The sequence below is a fragment of the Leeuwenhoekiella sp. CH_XMU1409-2 genome, from assembly GCF_037029365.1.
Lineage (GTDB): Bacteria > Bacteroidota > Bacteroidia > Flavobacteriales > Flavobacteriaceae > Leeuwenhoekiella > Leeuwenhoekiella blandensis.
Genome location: NZ_JAYMEI010000025.1, coordinates 1 through 19,177 on the forward strand (window position 1 = coordinate 1; position 19,177 = coordinate 19,177).

19 protein-coding genes and 1 tRNA gene are annotated in these 19,177 nt (G+C 38.6%); 14 read left to right on the forward strand and 6 right to left on the reverse strand.

Annotation, left to right across the window (positions count from 1 at the left end):
* Window positions 1-103: 103 nt before the first annotated feature.
* From WA338_RS18045 to WA338_RS18060, 4 genes are all read right to left on the reverse strand, one after another.
* On the reverse strand, window positions 104-652 hold the full coding sequence (locus tag WA338_RS18045) for a hypothetical protein (RefSeq protein WP_273015953.1): 549 nt from the start codon (window positions 650-652) through the stop codon (window positions 104-106).
* Between the two features lie 38 nt (window positions 653-690).
* A complete protein-coding gene (locus tag WA338_RS18050; protein WP_040532638.1) occupies window positions 691-1,191 on the reverse strand; it encodes a hypothetical protein in 501 nt (166 codons plus the stop codon).
* 219 nt (window positions 1,192-1,410) lie between these two features.
* Complete coding sequence (locus WA338_RS18055; RefSeq protein WP_009779768.1) at window positions 1,411-2,208, reverse strand: hypothetical protein; 798 nt, start codon at window positions 2,206-2,208, stop codon at window positions 1,411-1,413.
* Between the two features lie 155 nt (window positions 2,209-2,363).
* On the reverse strand, window positions 2,364-2,750 hold the full coding sequence (locus WA338_RS18060; RefSeq protein ID WP_009779767.1) for a hypothetical protein: 387 nt from the start codon (window positions 2,748-2,750) through the stop codon (window positions 2,364-2,366).
* 850 nt (window positions 2,751-3,600) lie between these two features.
* Between WA338_RS18060 and nhaC the strand changes: the two genes are divergently transcribed.
* The 11 genes from nhaC (at window position 3,601) to WA338_RS18115 (ending at window position 14,446) form a co-directional block, all read left to right on the forward strand.
* Window positions 3,601-5,082, forward strand: a complete 1,482-nt coding sequence (gene nhaC / locus WA338_RS18065; RefSeq protein ID WP_272986614.1) for a Na+/H+ antiporter NhaC — start codon at window positions 3,601-3,603, stop codon at window positions 5,080-5,082.
* 251 nt (window positions 5,083-5,333) lie between these two features.
* Window positions 5,334-5,972, forward strand: coding sequence for a peroxiredoxin (locus WA338_RS18070; protein WP_009779764.1), 639 nt, complete (start codon window positions 5,334-5,336; stop codon window positions 5,970-5,972).
* Between the two features lie 58 nt (window positions 5,973-6,030).
* Window positions 6,031-6,345, forward strand: a complete 315-nt coding sequence (locus WA338_RS18075; protein WP_009779763.1) for a thioredoxin family protein — start codon at window positions 6,031-6,033, stop codon at window positions 6,343-6,345.
* On the forward strand, window positions 6,326-6,574 hold the full coding sequence (locus WA338_RS18080) for a DUF6952 family protein (protein WP_009779762.1): 249 nt from the start codon (window positions 6,326-6,328) through the stop codon (window positions 6,572-6,574). Before WA338_RS18075 ends, WA338_RS18080 begins: the two co-directional genes overlap by 20 nt.
* A gap of 358 nt (window positions 6,575-6,932) precedes the next feature.
* Window positions 6,933-7,433: a thiol peroxidase gene (tpx, locus tag WA338_RS18085; protein ID WP_009779761.1), complete on the forward strand. Its 501-nt coding sequence runs from the start codon at window positions 6,933-6,935 to the stop codon at window positions 7,431-7,433.
* Window positions 7,434-7,436: 3 nt separating this feature from the next.
* Complete coding sequence (locus WA338_RS18090) at window positions 7,437-7,814, forward strand: diacylglycerol kinase (RefSeq protein WP_272986618.1); 378 nt, start codon at window positions 7,437-7,439, stop codon at window positions 7,812-7,814.
* Window positions 7,815-8,021: 207 nt separating this feature from the next.
* Entirely contained in the window at window positions 8,022-10,415 is a 2,394-nt protein-coding gene (locus WA338_RS18095; protein ID WP_272986620.1) for an FtsK/SpoIIIE family DNA translocase, read from the forward strand.
* Entirely contained in the window at window positions 10,408-11,073 is a 666-nt protein-coding gene (locus tag WA338_RS18100; protein ID WP_009779758.1) for a LolA family protein, read from the forward strand. Before WA338_RS18095 ends, WA338_RS18100 begins: the two co-directional genes overlap by 8 nt.
* Before the next feature lie 7 nt (window positions 11,074-11,080).
* On the forward strand, window positions 11,081-12,694 hold the full coding sequence (locus tag WA338_RS18105) for an LptF/LptG family permease (protein WP_083777987.1): 1,614 nt from the start codon (window positions 11,081-11,083) through the stop codon (window positions 12,692-12,694).
* 175 nt (window positions 12,695-12,869) lie between these two features.
* Window positions 12,870-14,015 (forward strand): 3,4-dihydroxy-2-butanone-4-phosphate synthase, encoded by a 1,146-nt coding sequence (ribB, locus tag WA338_RS18110; RefSeq protein ID WP_009779756.1) that lies wholly within the window; start codon window positions 12,870-12,872, stop codon window positions 14,013-14,015.
* Window positions 14,016-14,095: 80 nt separating this feature from the next.
* Window positions 14,096-14,446, forward strand: a complete 351-nt coding sequence (locus tag WA338_RS18115) for a hypothetical protein (protein WP_009779755.1) — start codon at window positions 14,096-14,098, stop codon at window positions 14,444-14,446.
* On the opposite strand, the gene WA338_RS18120 is transcribed toward WA338_RS18115, so the two are convergent.
* Window positions 14,441-15,070: an NAD(P)H-dependent oxidoreductase gene (locus WA338_RS18120; protein ID WP_009779754.1), complete on the reverse strand. Its 630-nt coding sequence runs from the start codon at window positions 15,068-15,070 to the stop codon at window positions 14,441-14,443. The two genes, WA338_RS18115 and WA338_RS18120, sit on opposite strands and share 6 nt — an antisense overlap.
* 208 nt (window positions 15,071-15,278) lie before the next feature.
* On the opposite strand from WA338_RS18120, the gene WA338_RS18125 reads away from it, so the two are divergent.
* From WA338_RS18125 to WA338_RS18135, 3 genes are all read left to right on the forward strand, one after another.
* Window positions 15,279-15,941, forward strand: coding sequence for a SanA/YdcF family protein (locus WA338_RS18125; RefSeq protein WP_009779753.1), 663 nt, complete (start codon window positions 15,279-15,281; stop codon window positions 15,939-15,941).
* Window positions 15,942-16,032: 91 nt separating this feature from the next.
* Window positions 16,033-16,117 (forward strand) — tRNA-Ser (locus WA338_RS18130).
* A gap of 237 nt (window positions 16,118-16,354) precedes the next feature.
* Window positions 16,355-17,584 (forward strand): site-specific integrase, encoded by a 1,230-nt coding sequence (locus WA338_RS18135; protein ID WP_273015956.1) that lies wholly within the window; start codon window positions 16,355-16,357, stop codon window positions 17,582-17,584.
* Window positions 17,585-18,383: 799 nt separating this feature from the next.
* Here WA338_RS18135 and WA338_RS18140 read toward each other — a convergent pair.
* Entirely contained in the window at window positions 18,384-19,064 is a 681-nt protein-coding gene (locus tag WA338_RS18140; protein WP_273015957.1) for a hypothetical protein, read from the reverse strand.
* Window positions 19,065-19,177: the final 113 nt, after the last annotated feature.

Sequence of the window (19,177 nt, forward strand, 5' to 3'; positions counted from 1 at the left end):
CGGCTATAGTAACCTTAACCTGCTCTTTTGTTCTTTCTGATTAATGCTATAATTTAAACAGAATCAAACTTAAGATGACTATAGATGGTGTTGCCCATAGTTATTAATTATTTTGCATTTCACGAATTGCTTTTTTCCTTTCTCGAATAATTACTTTCCGTTCTTTTTTTGTTTCGTAAGTCAGTAATGGTGTCCAATCAATTCTGTCATCACTTACGAGCCAATCCATATAATTTTTTTGAAATTCTTTAATTCCATTACTTTTTATATATGGCAAATAATATTCAATCAAATTAGCATTCTTTTCGCAAAAGTCTAATGTGCAATTTTGGATTTCAGTAACTCTTGCATAAGGCATTCCTTCAATACGGTCAGCCATAATTATTGCAATTTCTCCTTTGTTTAAAATTCGATCGTGGCATTCCGATTTAGTACTGGTCAAAGTTTGATCAGTAAAAAATTCCGCAAGAGTTGGTAATATCCGCCAGCCATATTCAATCAGTTTTTCGGCTTGTTCTGTATTAGTTAATTCTTTTGAGTTTTCAATTTTTGAAATTCCGTCCAATAGATTTTCAATTTCAGATTTTGATTGTGAGAAACCAAAATTTGATATTAAAACTCCAATTATTAAAGTCAGACGGATTTTTTTCATAATTATGGGAACGGTCTCCTATAACCGTCAGTTACGGGTTAATATGTGTTAATTTTCGGTTTGCAACTGATGTTAGCAAACGTTTTTTGTTTGTAATTATTCGTTTGGATATTCCTTTTATCAGTCTTTCTTTTTTTCCAAAATTTCCAAGAAAATGTTCCCATTTCAGAAATTGTTATCCAATCATTATTTTCATTCATTTCTTGGTATTCCCACTTAAATTCTTTTCCATTTGAGATGTGCGCGACAATTCTACCAGTTCCTGTTAGTGAGTTCACAATTAAATTCAAATATTCTTCTATATTTTCGGAAGATTCATAACAATGTATATGATGTCCAGAATTTCCGAAAAAAATTGTGCTTTCTGTTGAGTCAATTATCATTTTAATCCCAAATCCATTGGAATCATTAGGCTCAATATTCAGAATATTTTTCTTCTCAAGGCTGTATTTCAATTCAGGTATTCTCTTTGTGAGAAAGTTTATTATATTTTCAGAATCGATTTTCATCAAATGTTTGCTAACGGCAGTCTGTCTCAAAACTACCTGTTTATATTTTAAAAGTAGTTGAGGTGATTGCGATATGCAATAGTCCCTAATCTACCTTAAATAACGCATTCCAAAACGAACTAAAACTCACAGTACGTTGACTTAAATGGTGACAGTTTGGTAGACGCAGTGTTTATATCAGATACAGGGTTATGCTGCTATACAGGCTGTACCGGCCACACGAAGGCTCGTTATTGGCATACCTACTTATTAAAGTCGGTTATCTATATAGGTTAAAGGAATAGTCAAATTTAATTCTTCTCCATGCCTATAATAATAGTCAAAATCGGGTAACACTTTTAATATATTAATTAGTTTAAGTTCTAACTTTTTATCATCAACTCCTTTTAGAGAAACAGAGTAATCTTTTTTAGATTTTCCAGTTTTAAAGAGAATTGAAATCCGTTTGTTTTTCAATTTAGTTCTCGTTTCTTGGTCTAAGTGATTATCAATGAAACTCACAATCTCTTTTGGATCTTGAGTGTAAATTGATTTATGATAATTACCAGTTTTAAAAACCTTATTTTCAATTTTTCCTTCTTTAAAAGTTAAATTCCATTCTGACTCATAAATTGGGAATCCTGGACTTTGGCTCATCCAAATCTTTTCTCCTTGTGGAACAAAAAGATCACCAGAGTACCAGTTGGCGAATACCAAATTGCTTTCCACTTTATTAGGAAAGAGTTTGTTTAAATCTATTTTTATACTGTCTTTTTTAAAGTTGAAACTATAAATATTTGACAAGTAGAGCTTATCATTTATAATTTTCCATTCCGCAGTATAATTTTTCAAACAGCCCCAACACTCTGGTTTTACGTTTTGGGTATCAAAAAGTTTGTTTTGGTCAAATTTAGACCAACAGTATAGAGGAAAAGTTTGAATTTGAATGGTATCATTTTTCCAAATTAACAAGTCAGGTTCAGTATAAGGTTGTCCCGCCTTTTGTTGATATTGACAAAGACCAATGTTACTTGATAAAAAAATTATATAAAGGAGTATTCTTTTCATGCTATGCCAACGGTTGTGGTATGAAACGGAGGGCATTTAGAATCACTTAACTGTCCGCCCGAAACGAAGCTTGCTAAGTGCCAAAAACTTGCGGAAACCACTGTCCGCCCTATGTTTTATACCCATTGTTGTAAAACCTTTTTTTCAGAGTATTCTTATTCATTCCAACTTATTAAAATCCGTTTAAGATTTTCCGCTTTAAATAGATAGAATAGTGTCCAAAGGAGCATCCAAATTACGAATGCTAAAAAGAAGAATACAAAATTCAGTCCGTCATATTCTAAATCCAGGTATACGAATAAAATGGTCATAATTATTGCTCCAATAAAATTGTAAAGAGTAGCATTTTTTAAACTCATTTCTATAAGCCCAGTTAAGAAATTCCAGCCAACTAATCTATCCGTTATTTTTATTTTTTCTGGGTCAGAAAAGTCAATTATTATTCTTTGAGCAAAGTCCAATTTGACTATTATTTTGTTATTTATCTTTTCAAATTTATAGTCAAACTTATTTAGTGATAGTTCGGTTTTTTCTATTCCCATAATTTTTGGTCAAAATGTTTTACAACTCGTTACATCAGGATAAATATACCTATTATCCCTTTATAATTTTCGGGATAACTGGAACTTTAGTTCCAGTTTATCCAATTTGATCACTCCCCCCTTCCCTAGCCTCCAAATAGTAAAAAACAAGGTTTCTAGAGGTTTAATGGCAGTTTGCTTCGTATGAACTTCGGTATTTTCCCATTTTTTAAAAACAGCTGCACATAAGATTCTAAACCTGTCGTTTATCGACTCAAAGCAACCCCGAACGTGACCCGAACAAGACTCGAACGAGACCCGAAGCAAACCCCCAGAAATTTCGGACTTATATGTAACAATGTGCAAACTAATGCAAAAGCGTGCAAGACCGTGCAAGCCTATGCAGGTACCATTGATTTTTTGTAAGGGATTTCGGGTTAAGGTTTAAAAGGAGGTCGTTAAGCTTACGTTGATTGCTGATGGGTTAAGAAGTGATGCACACGCGATAGCAATCGCGCGGCAACCTGTTTTTAGATTGCGTTGATCGCCCAGACATTGCTTAAAGAACTATTTATTTCTATTCTTGTGACTCTTAGTCTTACGCTAACCTCTCAAGTCTCAAGTCTAACATCTCCCTAATGCCTACTGCAAACTGACACTGCCAACTCTTTTCTTTTCCGTATTTAAAATTTCTACCCTCATGTTTCCATCTAGTATTTTCTCTTTGTTCTATTTTCTTTTGTCTCACTTCTCAAGTCTAAAATCTAACGTCTCATTACTGCCTACTCCAAACTGCCACTGCCAACTGTTTTATCTATTCAAGCTATATCCTCAAGATTGTTTATTATTGTAAGCATCTTAAAATACACCTATGAGCAATCAGGATCAGGATCCAAAAAATCAGGAAATCGTTGAAAACAGAGCATTAAACATTTGGGAAGCCTTAATTCCCATTTTTGCATTGGTAGGTATGCTGGCGTATAATGTACTGGTGTTTGGTGACGATGCCTTAAGCGGTTCTAATCAGTTTATTTTATTATTGGGTGCGGCGGTTGCTGCACTGGTGGGCTTTTTTAATAAAACTTCTTTTGAAACCATGATGGAAGAAGTTGCCCAGAACATCAAATCTACCGCCGGTGCCATCTTGATCCTGTTGATGGTTGGTGCGCTTGCGGGTACCTGGCTGGTAAGTGGGATCATCCCGACGATGATCTATTACGGACTCCAGATCTTAAATCCGTCTATTTTCTTGGCGGCCTGTGTGGTTATTTGTGCGATCATTTCGGTGGCTACGGGAAGCAGCTGGACGACTTCGGCTACCGTAGGGATTGCTTTGATAGGGATTGCCAATGCTTTGGGCATTTCGTTAGGAATGACCGCCGGAGCTATTCTTTCGGGTGCGTATTTTGGGGACAAACTCTCGCCTTTGAGCGACACCACCAATCTTGCTCCCGCTATGGCAGGAACCGATCTGTTTACCCATATTCAATATATGTTGTTTACCACAGTACCTACGGTAAGCATTACCTTGATCGTCTTTATCATCATTGGCCTCAATATCGAAACCAGCGGTACCGCAGATACTTCGGCGATCCTGGCCTCGATTGATGATGCGTTTACGATCAGTCCGTGGTTGTTTATCGTACCGGCGATCGTCATCTTTATGATCATTAAAAAAACACCGCCTTTGATTGCACTCCTTATCGGTACGATTTTAGGTGGAATCGCTGCGCTTATCTTTCAGCCGGAGATCATCGCCGGTCTGGGTGGAAGCGAGAGCCTTACTTTTGAAAGCGGTTATAAGGGTATTATGAATGCCATTACTGTAGACACCGCCATAGAGACAACCAATGAGAATCTCAACGACCTGTTTGCTGCCAGCGGTATGGCAGGAATGCTAGGCACCATCTGGTTGATCCTTTGCGCGATGACCTTTGGTGGGGTGATGGATGCTATTGGTGCATTATCCCGAATCAGTGCTTTTATGCTGAATCTTTTTGAAAGTACGTTTGGTCTGTTTGCAAGTACAGTAGCCACCTGTATTGGTCTTAACGCCACGGCGAGTGATCAATACCTTGCGATCGTGGTGCCGGGTAAAATGTATGCCAAAGCCTATAAAGACAAAGGACTTGCTCCAGAAAACCTAAGCAGAACGCTAGAAGACAGTGGTACGGTAACTTCGGTGCTTGTACCGTATAACACCTGTGGAGCGTACCAGAGCGGTGTCTTGGGTGTATCGGTAGCAGATTATTTTGTGTATGCGATCTTCAACTGGTTGAGTCCGTTTATGACCTTGATCTTTGCCGCTTTCCGTATCAAAATACGCAGCTTAAAAGAAGCAAAAGCTGCTTAAACGCTTAAAGTTTTTCCGTATTGAAAAAAGTTTAAATCAGTCATTTATCAACCTGATAAAATACAGTAGGTTTAATTAGGTATTTACTATTTTTCAACGCTCGCTTTTAGCACAATCTCAAAAAATCACCGCTTGCCTCCTTTGCATAAGTATTGCTTATACTAAAATAATTTGTTTGCATTTTTTGCGTGCATTTAATGGAATTTCCCTGCTACCTTTGCAGTAGAAATAAATCATTAAAAACAAACAATATGACATTAGTAGGTAAAGAATTTCCAAATCTTGCAGTTGATGCTATGAACGAGATGGGAGATACTTTTAAAGTAAACATTCTCGAAGAAGCAAAAAGCAAAAACAAAAAAGTATTGCTTTTCTGGTATCCAAAAGATTTTACATTCGTATGCCCTACAGAGCTTCACGCTTTTCAAGCAGCGATGGACGAATTTGAAAAACGCAATACTATTGTTATTGGTGCGTCTTGTGATACTCCAGAAGTACACTTCGCTTGGTTAAATACGCCTAAAGATAATGGTGGTATCGAAGGGGTAACGTATCCTATTCTTGCAGATACAAATCGTAATCTGGCAAACCGTTTAGGAATTCTTGACGTGACTAACGAGCGTTATGATGAAGAAAGTGGTGTTTTAACTGTAGATGGAGATAACGTAACCTATAGAGCTACTTATTTGATCGACGAAGAAGGTACTGTATTTCACGAAGGAATCAACCATATGCCGGTAGGTCGTAACGTAAAAGAATTTTTACGCTTGATCGACGCGTATGCACACGTACAGAAAAACGGTGAAGTTTGTCCTGCAAACTGGGAAGAAGGTAAAGATGCAATGAGCGCAAACCGCGACGGTGTAGCTTCTTACTTAGCTTCAAATTAATTTCTTACACCCAACTTCAATTTTTCAAAGAAATTAATAACCCTAAAATTCAATTCTTATGATTCAAGAACTTGATCAAGACAACCTTTCAGAATTAGTTAGCGATAACGAAACTGTTGTGGTTCAATATATGGCAAGCTGGTGCGGAAACTGCAGATTGATGAAACCTAAGTTTAAAAAGCTGGCTTCAGAAAATGAAAATGCTAAGTTTTACTTGGTAGATGCAGAGAAATATCCGGAGAGCCGTAAACTGGCTACGGTAGATAATCTACCCACATTTGCCACATTCAAAAACGGAACTTTTGTTAATCAGGTACAAACTAACAAGTTTGAAAACCTAAAAGAACTCGTAGATGAAGTTACCAGTAATTAAACATTTACAGAAAAACAATAGTGCTGAAGCTTTGCAAAACACCATCGATGTGTTAGAATCGTTTACCGAGCATCGCTCGTGTACCGATAACGATATGGATGTTGTAGGTGAATTGATCACCAATCTATGCGGAGCGGTAGAAATGCACCAAATGATAGCAGATGGAATGTCTGAACGTGATGCAGCAAATGGTTTTGCGCAGAAGGTTCTAGGTTCTATTGACAGATAAACTGCCAAAGGGCGAGCAGTGAGACACAGATTGAAAATCATTTTGATTGGCATTCAAGTCTCAAACTAAGATACCCTCCGGTAGAAATAATAAATAATGTAGGTTAGATTTTTTATTGAAAGAGTCCTCAGGTCTATTGATTTGAGGACTTTTTTTATGCACACTATTCCAATCCCACTCTTAAAGCATTCAAATTGTGAATAGCGCTTCAATTTAGCATTCCTTTAATTGTAGGTCCATTTGCTTATAAGTACATTTACTGTTCGATTGTGGGCGATCAACCTAACCTATAGATTCCAAGTTGATCAAACACAAGAGAGGGCCCAAGAATCGGGCAACTAATTTCAATTTAAAAACTATGGCTACTATTACCCTAGGCGGCAATACCACAAAAACTTCTGGAGAACTTCCTGAAGTAGGTACCGCTGCTCCCGACTTTAAACTTGCATCTAAAGATCTATCTCAAGTAAGTCTTGATAATTACAAAGGCAAACGCATTGTGATGAACATTTTCCCGAGTGTAGATACCGGAGTGTGTGCAGCCTCTGTACGACACTTTAATAAGGATGCTGCTGCGCTAGAAGATACTGCAGTATTGTGCATCTCACGCGACCTTCCTTTTGCTCAGGCCCGTTTTTGTGGTGCAGAAGGTCTTGAGAATGTAGAAACCCTATCAGATTTTAAAGATGGAAGCTTTGGTAAAGCCTACGGTTTAGAGATCGCAGACGGTGCATTTGCCGGATTGCACTCGCGTGTTGTGCTTGTGCTTGATGCAGATCACAAAATCATTTATGAAGAGCAAGTTCCAGAAATTGGTCAGGAACCTAATTATGAAGCTGCGCTAAGCGCTCTTAACTAAACTATGACAGACCCGGAAGCCAAAGAACCTTTTGTAATAAATAGAATCAAGGCCTTTAAATATGCTTTTAAAGGCGCTTGGTTGCTTATTAAAAACGAGCCTAGTATTCAGGTGCAGAGTTTTTGTGCGCTTGTGGTAACGGTTTTGGGGTTTGTGTATGAGATCTCTACACTAGAATGGTGCATCCAACTGCTGGCCATTGGTCTGGTATTGGCCGTTGAAGGCCTCAATACCGCTGTAGAAAAAATAGCCGACTTTATTCATCCGGAGTACCATAAAAAAATAGGTGTCATCAAAGATGTTTCGGCGGGAGCGGTAACCTTTGCCGCTGTAATTGCGGCACTTATTGGTTTTATCATCTATATACCTAAACTGTTCTAAAATTTTATAAGTTTAGTACCGTTTGATATTTGTACTTTTACGCGCTAATCAATTCGTGTTAATTGAAAGGCGCTTAACTACACGTGTTAAGTGTAGGGTATACAGGCAGTTGTCACCGCAAGCTGTATACGCTATAAATGTTAAACAAAAATGTGTGTTGCTAGGTTTTAAAACCTGAGGGGCGCGACTATAGAGTTTAAGCTTAGAATGGCCAGAAAAAAGACGAAAACTAAAACAAAATCCAAAACGACCAAGCAGTCCAAAAAGATCTCTTGGGTACTGTCTAAACAACAAAAAATAGTACTGGGAAGTTTTCTATTTCTCTTAGGACTTGCCTTGTTGTTTTCGTTCATCTCTTATTTTTTCAGTTGGCAGGCAGATCAAAGCACGCTTAGTGAACTTAGCGATCGCAGTGTCGAGTCGCAAAACTGGCTGAATAAATTTGGTGCTGCACTTGGCGACGTGTTCATTTACCAAGGTTTTGGCCTGGCGGCGTTTACCCTGGCCATCCTGGTCACCCTTTCCGGATTTTACTATTTCTTTGATAAACCCCGAAAAAAACTTCAGGGCTTTTGGTTTTGGGGCATTATCGTGATGTTATGGTTTGCTACGTTTTTAGGCTTCTTTGCAGAGACCAATCCGTTGCTGGGCGGTATGGTAGGCTTCGAACTCAATGATTTCCTTCAGGATTTTATAGGGCTTATCGGTACGATTCTCGTGCTTGCCTTTGTAGCCATCGTTTATTTTGCCATCAGACTCAAGCTGACTCCCGAACATATTGGGCAGTTTTTCGCAAAGCGGAAACAAGCCATTGCTTCTGAATTCAATAGGAGTGATGACGAAGGCAACGAGTTTGTAGACACGGCTTTTGACAAAGACAATATCGAATTACCTCAGGAAGAAGTTGAAGAAACACCAGAAGAGCCGCAACTCAAAACCACTCCTACCCCAACAGAAACACCGGTAAAGCAGGAAACAGAGACCAAGGAAACTCCTAAGGCTACTGAAGACGATGATTTTGAAATAGAAATTGAAGAGACGGTTGAAGAAGAGGAAGTCGTTGAAAATCTAAGCACCAAACTCGTACAGGATTTTGGAGAATTCGATCCTACGCTAGAGTTGAGCAACTACCGCTTCCCTACCATAGAATTGCTTAAAGATTATACCAAAGGCCAAAGCATCACGGTAGATCAGGAAGAGCTTGAAGAAAATAAAAATCGTATTGTAGATACGCTTAAAAACTACAAGATAGACATTGCGCACATTAAAGCGACCGTAGGGCCTACAGTAACCCTGTATGAGATCGTACCGGAAGCCGGAGTGCGTATTTCAAAGATCAAGAACCTGGAGGATGATATTGCGCTTTCACTTGCCGCATTAGGAATACGTATCATCGCTCCGATTCCGGGTAAAGGAACCATTGGTATCGAAGTGCCTAACAAAAATGCCCGAATCGTTTCTATGCGTTCGGCGATCGCTTCGCCTAAGTTTCAAAATGCCGAAATGGAATTACCACTTACTTTAGGAAAAACCATATCTAACGAGACCTTTGTGGTTGACCTGGCAAAAATGCCCCACTTGCTTATGGCGGGTGCAACCGGTCAAGGTAAATCGGTAGGTTTGAATGCGATTCTTACGTCGTTATTGTATAAAAAGCATCCTGCGGAAGTAAAATTTGTATTGGTAGATCCTAAAAAAGTAGAGCTTACCTTATTCAATAAAATTGAACGGCATTATCTGGCTAAGCTTCCAGATTCTGAAGATGCGATCATTACCGACAATACCAAAGTGATCAATACGCTCAATTCGTTATGTATCGAGATGGATAAACGCTACGATCTGTTGAAAGATGCTATGGCGCGTAACATTAAAGAATATAACGCTAAGTTTAAAAAACGTAAACTAAATCCTAATGACGGGCATAAGTTCTTACCCTACATCGTTCTGGTCATAGATGAGTTTGCCGATTTAATTATGACTGCCGGGAAAGAGGTTGAAACCCCTATTGCGCGTCTTGCGCAGCTTGCGCGTGCAATTGGGATCCACTTGATTGTTGCTACGCAGCGACCTTCGGTAAATGTGATCACGGGTATTATTAAAGCCAACTTCCCTGCCAGAATTGCCTTTAGGGTGACATCAAAGATCGACTCACGTACCATTCTTGACAGTCAGGGTGCCGACCAATTAATAGGGCGTGGAGATATGCTGTATACCCAGGGAAACAACCTGATACGCGTGCAATGTGCGTTTGTTGACACGCCCGAAGTAGAAAAGATCACTGACTTTATAGGGGCTCAAAAGGCGTATCCTGAAGCGCACCAGCTTCCGGAATACGTGGGAGAAGAAGGTGGCACAAGTCTTGATATAGATGCAAGCGACCGCGATGCCTTGTTTATGGATGCTGCCGAAGTTATTGTCACAGCGCAACAAGGAAGTGCGTCTTTATTACAACGTAAACTGAAATTGGGATACAATCGTGCCGGTAGAATTATAGATCAACTTGAGGCTGCCGGTATTGTAGGACCTTTTGAAGGTAGTAAAGCCAGACAAGTACTCGTGGCCGATATGAATGCCTTACATCAACAATTAAATAATGAGTAACATGAACTTTTCAAAAATAAAATACATCACCCTGCTTGTAGTAGCTGTGTTAAGCACTTCATCGCTTTTTGCTCAGGACGCAAAAGCTAAAAAACTTCTAGACGAGGTTTCGGCAAAAGTGAAGAGCTACGACAATATGTTTATCGATTTTAAATACGGCTTATCTAATGAGGCTGCGGGAATCAATCAAGAAACCCGTGGAGATGTCACCCTTGACGGTGATAAGTACAAACTGAATTTGATGGGTACGATGCAAATGTACGACGGTAAAAAACTGTATACCATCGTACCTGAAGATGAAGAGATCACCATCTCTACCCAAAATCCGGGAGACGATGATGCCATCACGCCTTCAAAAATGCTAACCTTCTTTAACGAAGGATACACCTATAAATGGGATATTGAGCAGAATGTGAGCGGTCGTAAAATTCAGTATGTAAAGTTGGTTCCTATGGACTCTAACAGTGAGTTGAAATCTGCTTTACTCGGTATCGATGCGCAAACCAAGCACATCTACCGCCTGATTATGACCCAAAACAACGGGAGTAAGATCACCATCACGGTCAACACTTTTAAGACCGATCAACCTTTACCCGGTAACCTGTTTACATTTGATGCTTCAAAATATTCAGATTACTACATCAATGAATTAGACTAGGCTCCTTTTGAAAATACTAGACCGGTACATACTACTTACCTTCATCAAGAATTTCTTAAGCACGTTCATCATCCTGATGTTCATCTTTGTGCTGCAAACCGTTTGGCTCTATATCAAAGAGCTTGCCGGTAAAGATCTTGATCTGGTCATCATTGTCAAATTCTTACTCTACTTCTCCCCGCGTCTGGTCACACTGGTACTGCCGCTTACGGTATTGCTCACCAGTATTATGACCTTTGGGAATTTTGCAGAGAACTATGAGTTTGCCGCGATGAAGTCTACCGGGATCTCCTTGCAGCGGGCCATGCGCAGTCTTACGGTTTTTATTCTTGGGCTTGCAGTAACCTCGTTTTTGTTTGCCAATTATGTGATTCCGGCAGCAGAGTTTGAATCGCTCAACCTACGGCGGAATATCGCTCAGGTAAAGCCAGCAATGGCGATCACTAAAGGACAATACAACACTATTGGTGAGGATTATGTGATGAAGGTAGCCGATAAACAAGGGGAAAAAGGACAGTTTTTAAAAGATGTCATCATCTACCAAAAAGACCCGAGCCGCGTAGGAAACTATACGGTGATCAAAGCCCGTGAAGGCGAACTCATAAGTGCCGAAGGAGATAATGTGCTTTCTTTAAAACTTATTGACGGAAATTATTATGATGAAGTTGAACAGAAGGATTTTAGAAAACAGAAACGCGAACCTTTTGTAAAGAGTTATTTTGAAACCTACACCATCAATATCGACTTGTCTGAGCTTGATAATGTAGATATGGAAGAAAAAAGTATCGACAATGCCTATACGATGCTTACCGTAAAGCAGCTTAACGATACACTGGCTGACATTTCAAAGAATTACAACACCTACTTGGCTTCGCTAGGAAAAGGTCAGGTACGCGACCTGCAGTTGCGTAAGTTAGATTCATCCTATTTAAAAAATATTCCCAGAGACACTACTCGTGTTTTAAAAGAGGATCTCATAGAGAACTTTGAGTTTTCTGAACAGATCCAGGTATTAGATTATGCTAAAACCACGGTAAAAAACAACGTCACTTCGATCAAGAATCGTAAAACCGACAATGGTATCAAAGTGAAAACGCTAAGCAAATACGAGATCGCTTTGCATGAAAAATTCGTTCTGGCTTTTGGTTGTATCATTCTGTTTTTTGTGGGTGCTCCCTTAGGGGCGATCATTAGAAAAGGTGGTCTGGGGCTTCCTATTGTGATCGGGGTAGTTCTTTTTCTCACCTACCACTTTATAGGGATTTTTGCCAAAAACAGTGCCGAAGACGGCAGTGTCGCTGCTTGGTTGGCTAGTTGGTTAAGCACCTTGATCCTTTTTCCGCTAGGCGTTTATTTAACGTACAGGGCTACCACAGACCAAGGCTTGTTTGATCTGGACGGTTTTCTAGATCCTGTTAAGAAGTTATTTCAGAAGAAAAAAGATCAGGAAGTACATCCTGAACAACCGCTTATCGACTTTGACCTTACCAATTCGGAAAAAGCGATTCTGAAGACCAAAACCAAACGTGAACTTGAAGATATTGTAGCCAATTATGAGCAATATGGCTATTCAGAAAAATTCAAAGACGCCGCCGAAACATTGCTCAAAACCTTTACCTAGAAACAGGCTTTAAGGCTACATTTAGATTTTAAGACTAAGCTAAATCGTATCTTTACCTTTCAAAATAAACCACCTCAGGTGTAAGCCTACAAGGTGTTTTTTGAGAACAAATTTTTAATTTTGATGCAAGCCACCGGAGTAGTATACGCTTTGGCGGTGCCAATAAAAAGCTACTATGACAGCGCAAACGCTTACCCAAGAAATACAACTCAATACCATTCCTGAAGCGATCGAAGATATCAAGAAAGGGAAAGTTATTATTGTTGTAGATGATGAAGATCGTGAGAATGAAGGTGATTTTCTGGCCGCCTCAGAGATGGTAACGGCAGAAACTATCAACTTTATGGCGACACACGGGCGAGGCCTTATTTGTGCTCCTATCACCGAAGAACGCTGTAAAGAGCTGAAGCTTGAAATGATGGTAGGCACTAACAGTGATCCAATGGAAACGGCGTTTACCGTTTCGGTAGATTTAAAAGGTCACGGGGTCACTACGGGAATCAGTGCTTTAGACCGCGCAAAAGCGGTGAAAGCCTTTACCAATCCCGATATGAAACCTTGGGATTTTACAAAACCCGGACATATTTTTCCGCTGAAAGCTAAAGAAGGCGGAGTGTTGCGACGAACAGGGCATACCGAAGCTGCTATTGATTTTGCCCGCCTTGCCGGCTTTGCACCTGCCGGAGTGATCGTAGAGGTGATGAATGAAGACGGAACGATGGCACGCTTGCCACAACTGGCAAAGATCGCTAAGAAGTTTGATTTGAAAATTGTCTCTATAGCAGATCTTGTGGCTTATCGCATGCAACACGATTCGCTTATTGTCAAAAAGGAAGACTTTACAATAGACACGCACTATGGTGAATTTAGATTGCGCGCCTATCAACAAACGACCAATGATCAAATTCATATCGCATTGACTAAAGGTACTTGGGTTAATGATGAACCGGTACTGGTGCGTGTGAATTCGACCTTTGTCAATAATGATATTCTGAGCACACTTACCGAACAGCCCGACACCAAACTCGATAAAATATTTGAGGTGATCAATCAAGAAGGAAAAGGCGCTGTGGTTTTTATCAATCAGGAGAATTTTGCCAGCAAGCTGCTGTACCGTCTTGCTGAGCTTAAAGAGCGCCAGGAAAGTGGTCGTAAAATGAGTTCGCCTGCAAAAATGGATCTTAAAGACTTTGGGATTGGCGCTCAGATTTTACACGATCTGGGGATTTCTAAGATCAAATTACTATCTAATAGTGAAGAGCATAAACGCGTAGGAATGATAGGTTACGGCCTGGAGATCGCAGACCGCGTAGGCTATTAAAACATTCTTTTTCAAACAATTCTGTCACGAGGCTTCTCTTTTTTCGTATTTTGAATATAGTCTATTCAAAAAATGAACTTATGAGAACAGGTTACGCTTCAGTTTTAACGATTTTTTTCTTCGGAAGTTTTGCTCACGCACAGCTAAAATCACAAATGCATCTCACTACTGCTGATTCTTTGTTTCAGGCGCAGCCTTTCCAACTGAATCAACAAGGCTTTTCGCTTTCAGAGCTCGACGCTTTTGAGGACCAACTTAAACCGCTTGACAGCATTCAGCTATCACCTAATGGTTTTGCTCCCTTAATGCCCATTTTAAAGCCTGATGATTCCTTTGAATACAAAATGCAGTATCTGGATCGTAATGACCCGTATCAATATTCAATGCCCATTTTAGAGCCAATAATGATCAAAAGATATTACCAATCATAGATGAATGATGGTTTCCTTCTGTGGTCTGCGTACCTTTTTAAAGTCGGCAAACATATCATCTTGTGCTCTATAGCCTACCGGTAACACCAATGCAGAAGCCAGATTGTGTTTTTTCAGCTCAAGAATTTCGTCAAATTTTTCGGGCTCAAAACCTTCCATAGGGCAGGCATCAATCTCCTCCAAGGCACATACGGTCAATAAATTTCCCAAAGTCAGATAAGCCTGACGTATCGCCCATTCACGAGTATCTGATTTTGGCTGATTGTCAAACTTCTGCTCCAGCATCTCTCTAAAAGGCTTTAAGATCGCATCTGGAGTTTCACGAACCTCTTTTACGCGGTCAAAATAATTGGTTACAAAAGGAGCTTCTACCTTGCGTTCTACACAGATGATCAACACGTGAGAAGCATCAAGCACCTGACTTTGGTTCATTGCAGCTTCTTTTAGACGCTGCTGCAGGGCTTTATCAGAAACCACCACCATACGCACCGGTTGTAGTCCGTAAGAAGTTGCAGTGAGATTGAAGGCTTCCTTTAAAATATCTAGTTTTTCTTCGGTAAGCAATTTATCTGCATCAAATTTTTTGGTCGCATAGCGCCATTTAAGGCTTGAGATCACATCCATGGTCGTTCTAATTTTGTACAAAGATAGTTGGTTAATACTACCTATGATTTATAGAAAGCTAAGGAATTCTTATATAATCATTACCAAAGCATTTGGTAAGAGTTTCACAATTATTTTCAATTAAAGTTACACGTTATGCGGTATAGATTACGTTTGCATTAAAACAAATGATAAGTTTACACGAATAATGATGCACTGACTTTGATTTATGCGGTTTAACAAATTACTTGCTTTACGTATTGTACGCTACCTTATTTTACTGGGGTTTTTGGGTTTATTGCTTACCACCTACCTCGCCTATCACATCAATAAGGAAACCGAAGCTTACATTTATGACCGTGTAGAGGAGCTGCCCTCAACCTACACCGCGCTGGTCTTGGGTGCAAGTGTACGGCGCAATGGCGAGCTTTCTACGATGTTAAGAGACCGGGTAGAATCGGCCCTGTTGCTGTATAACAAAGGAAAGATTAAACGCTTTTTGGTTTCTGGTGATAATCGTACCACCAATTATAACGAACCCGTTGCAATGAAAAAATACCTTTTGGAGCGTGGCGTCCCTGAAGAAGATATTTTTATGGATTTTGCCGGTTTTGATACCTATGACTCTGTATATCGTGCCTCGTATATTTTTGAAGTAGACAGCGCTATTGTCGTGTCGCAGCGTTTTCATCTCCCACGTGCCGTTTATATCGCACGCTCGATGGGCTTAAATTTTTACGGGTATAACGGTGATCGTCGGGAATATGAGCTGGAATCCCGTAACCGTTTTAGAGAAGTTGCTGCAAATGTAAAAGCCTGGATCGAACTTTTGATCAACAAAGAGCCTCATTTTAAAGGAGATAAAATTCCGATTACAGGAAAAAATAATTAAGCTGAAAATTCCTTAAAAAAGTGTGTTGTCAATCTAAAAAAACTTTCTATATTTGCACCCGCAATCAGCAAATAGCTGATGAGACACTCAAGGAGAAATGGCAGAGTGGTCGAATGCGGCGGTCTTGAAAACCGTTGAGGGTCACACCTCCGGGGGTTCGAATCCCTCTTTCTCCGCTAGGGATTAACTAAATTCCACCAAATGCCTGTAAACTAAATGTTTACAGGCATTTTTACTTTTCATTGAAATCAATTAAAATGGTTTAAAAGCAAATAAAAAGGGCTGCTATCGGTGCTGTTTTTACAACTTCAAAAGCAGCACCGAATTAGTCAAAAGATATTGTTTTACAGATTGTTACAATAATTTATTGCTTTTATTTGATTAACTTTATTGAGAACTTTAAAGCAGCACCAATGCAAACTACATTCTCAATATTATTTTATCCCAAAGGTAGCAATACGAATAAGCAAGGTTTAGTGCCTATTTACGCACGCATTACAGTCAATGGTAAGCGAAGCGAATTTAGTACCAAACGGAGGATCAATATCTCTAAATGGAATTCGGAAGCAGGTAAAATGAAAGGAACCACTAATGACGTACGAGACTTTAATCGATACCTGAACTCTATTCGAGCAAAAATAAATAGTCATTATAATAGACTTCTTGAACTTGAAGAAACCATTACTTCTGAAAAACTTAAATATTTGTATTTAGGAAAAAGTATTACTCCTAAAATGCTTCTCGCCATTTTTCAAGACCATAACCATAAGATTGAGCAACTAGAGGGTAAAGAGTATGCTTCTGGCACTATAGAGCGTTATAAGACCGCTAAAAAGCATATCCAAGAGTATATAAAGTTGGAATATAACGTCTCAGACATCCCCGTAAAAGATGTAGACCATGAATTTATCACCGGATTTGAGCATTATTTGAAAACAGAACGCAATTGCGCTCATAATACCGCTATAAAATACATCACCAATTTTAAAAAAATCATTCGCATTGCATTTGCCAATGACTGGATTTCAAAAGACCCCTTTATCAATTGGAAAGGGAAATTAAAAATTGTTGAGCGGGAATTTCTTACAGAGGATGAAATTCAGCGAATCATTGAAAAAGAATTACATACGCCTCGCTTAGATCAAGTTAAAGACATATTCCTCTTTTCTTGTTTTACCGGACTTGCCTATGCAGATGTTAAGAAGCTCAGCCAAAATGACAAGATTATTGGTGTAGACGGAACATTATGGATTAAAATCAATCGCTCAAAAACCGATACGCGAAGTAGTATCCCTCTTCTTCCAACAGCACTCAAAATTTTGGAAAAATATGAGGATCACACAGAAGTTTTGAAAACGGACCGATTATTACCCGTTCTGAGTAATCAAAAGATGAATGCTTACATTAAAGAAATAGCAGACCTTTGTAAAATAGATAAAAACCTCACCTTTCACCTAGCTCGACATACCTTCGCGACCACCATAACACTTTCCAACGGTGTTCCTATTGAGTCTGTAAGTAAAATGCTTGGTCATAAAAACTTAAGAACAACCCAACATTATGCTAAGATTTTAGATCAAAAAGTAAGTGAAGATATGATGGCTCTAAAAAATAAGATGCAGTTTAAAACGGCTTATCAGTAGGACTAGAGTTAAAACAATAATAACTTCTTAATATCCTCCCTTTCAATTAAATGAAAACAGGCCAACCCCCTACAGTCAGCCTGCTTACAAACTAAATCCTACATTTAGCTTTACTCTAGTACTGAAGATTTATACTATGCATCCTAATTTAAGGCAGACGTATACTTTAAATTTTCTTAAAACCTAAGCAATTTTAGATTTTACTTGCTGGCACAAAATAAGCTCACAGTTTTCTTTGAATCAAGCTTATGTAGTCGTGATTTATAAATTTAGACTCATTGGCTCAAGCCAGACCTGCTATAGTATAAGAAGAATCGGTTAGTACAAAGACATAGTAATCGTCATAAATGCCTTAAAATTAGAATAGTGTGAATAACTGTGCCCAAATTGTAGTTTTTCTATTTTAGAATTAAGCCTACATTTCATTTATAGGTCACTCGACAATCTTTTAGTGTAAATACAGGTATTAAGCGTTATAAACTCTAGAAGTAGCAGTAAATAACCGATAACCTGCCCCTACTATAGTGTAAACTTACAGTAGCTTTAGTATACCGGTACCTGCTTTTTACTATGCTCTATCCTCGAGTGAACCACGGGTCAACCTCGGGTAAACTTTTAACTAGTAGTAGTGAGTAATTTATTTAGGGTAGCTTTTAGGATGGCGGGTTTCTAAAGTACAAAAAAATTCTTTTCCTTTTGAAGTTTAGTTATTTATACTTTGGCTTAGTTTTCTAAGCCACCAGTCACAGACTAACAGGATCGGTGGCTTGTGCCACGGCTACCATTATTCACAACAGATTTATTGATTAATTTCTTTTGCTTTTTCTATAAATTCATTCAGAAAATTTTCCATATCTCCGTCTTCATTTTTGTCCATATTCGCTATTTTATTTGTTGAATGTTGCCACAAGTCTTTGTCGATTTTTTCAGATATTTTTTTAATTGTTTCATCCAAATCAGAAATCAGATTGTCAGTAATTTTTGGTTTTAACCATTCTTTTAAATCTAAGGGCATATCTCCGAAATGATCCGTTGCATCACTAATATAATTGTCAATTATATTTATCCTTTCTTTAATGTTATGCTTACCACTTAATTCATAGGCTAAAATCGGAAAGACTTCTGCTAAATCGTCAATTACAGAATCTATATTTTCCTCAAGTAAATTTATTTTGTTGTTGCCGCCTAAATTATTTTTTATAATTCGTTCAACAATTGGCTTCGCTATTTCAATTTCAGATTTTGTATTTTCTCCAAATTCCGATTTTAATTTTTCTTCTGCACGCTCATAAAATTCTTTTATCTCTTTTTGAGCATTAAATTCTTTAATGAAAAGAAACCTCAATTCAAGTAAGTAAAATAGAAGTCTTTTAAGTTTCCTTTTGTCTTGTCGTTTATCAGACCAAATTTTTGCTCTTTCTGAAAGGCCAAAACCTAAAATTACTCCTAGTAAAGGTGCTATAATTTTAATCCATTCCATCTGTCTTCTTAACTTATTGCCAAAGGTTAGTATATAAAAAGTAGGCAATCTCGAAGCATTTCGATTAAGCACAAACTTTGATATAAGCCAAAAGCTTTATAATTAGTACTGTT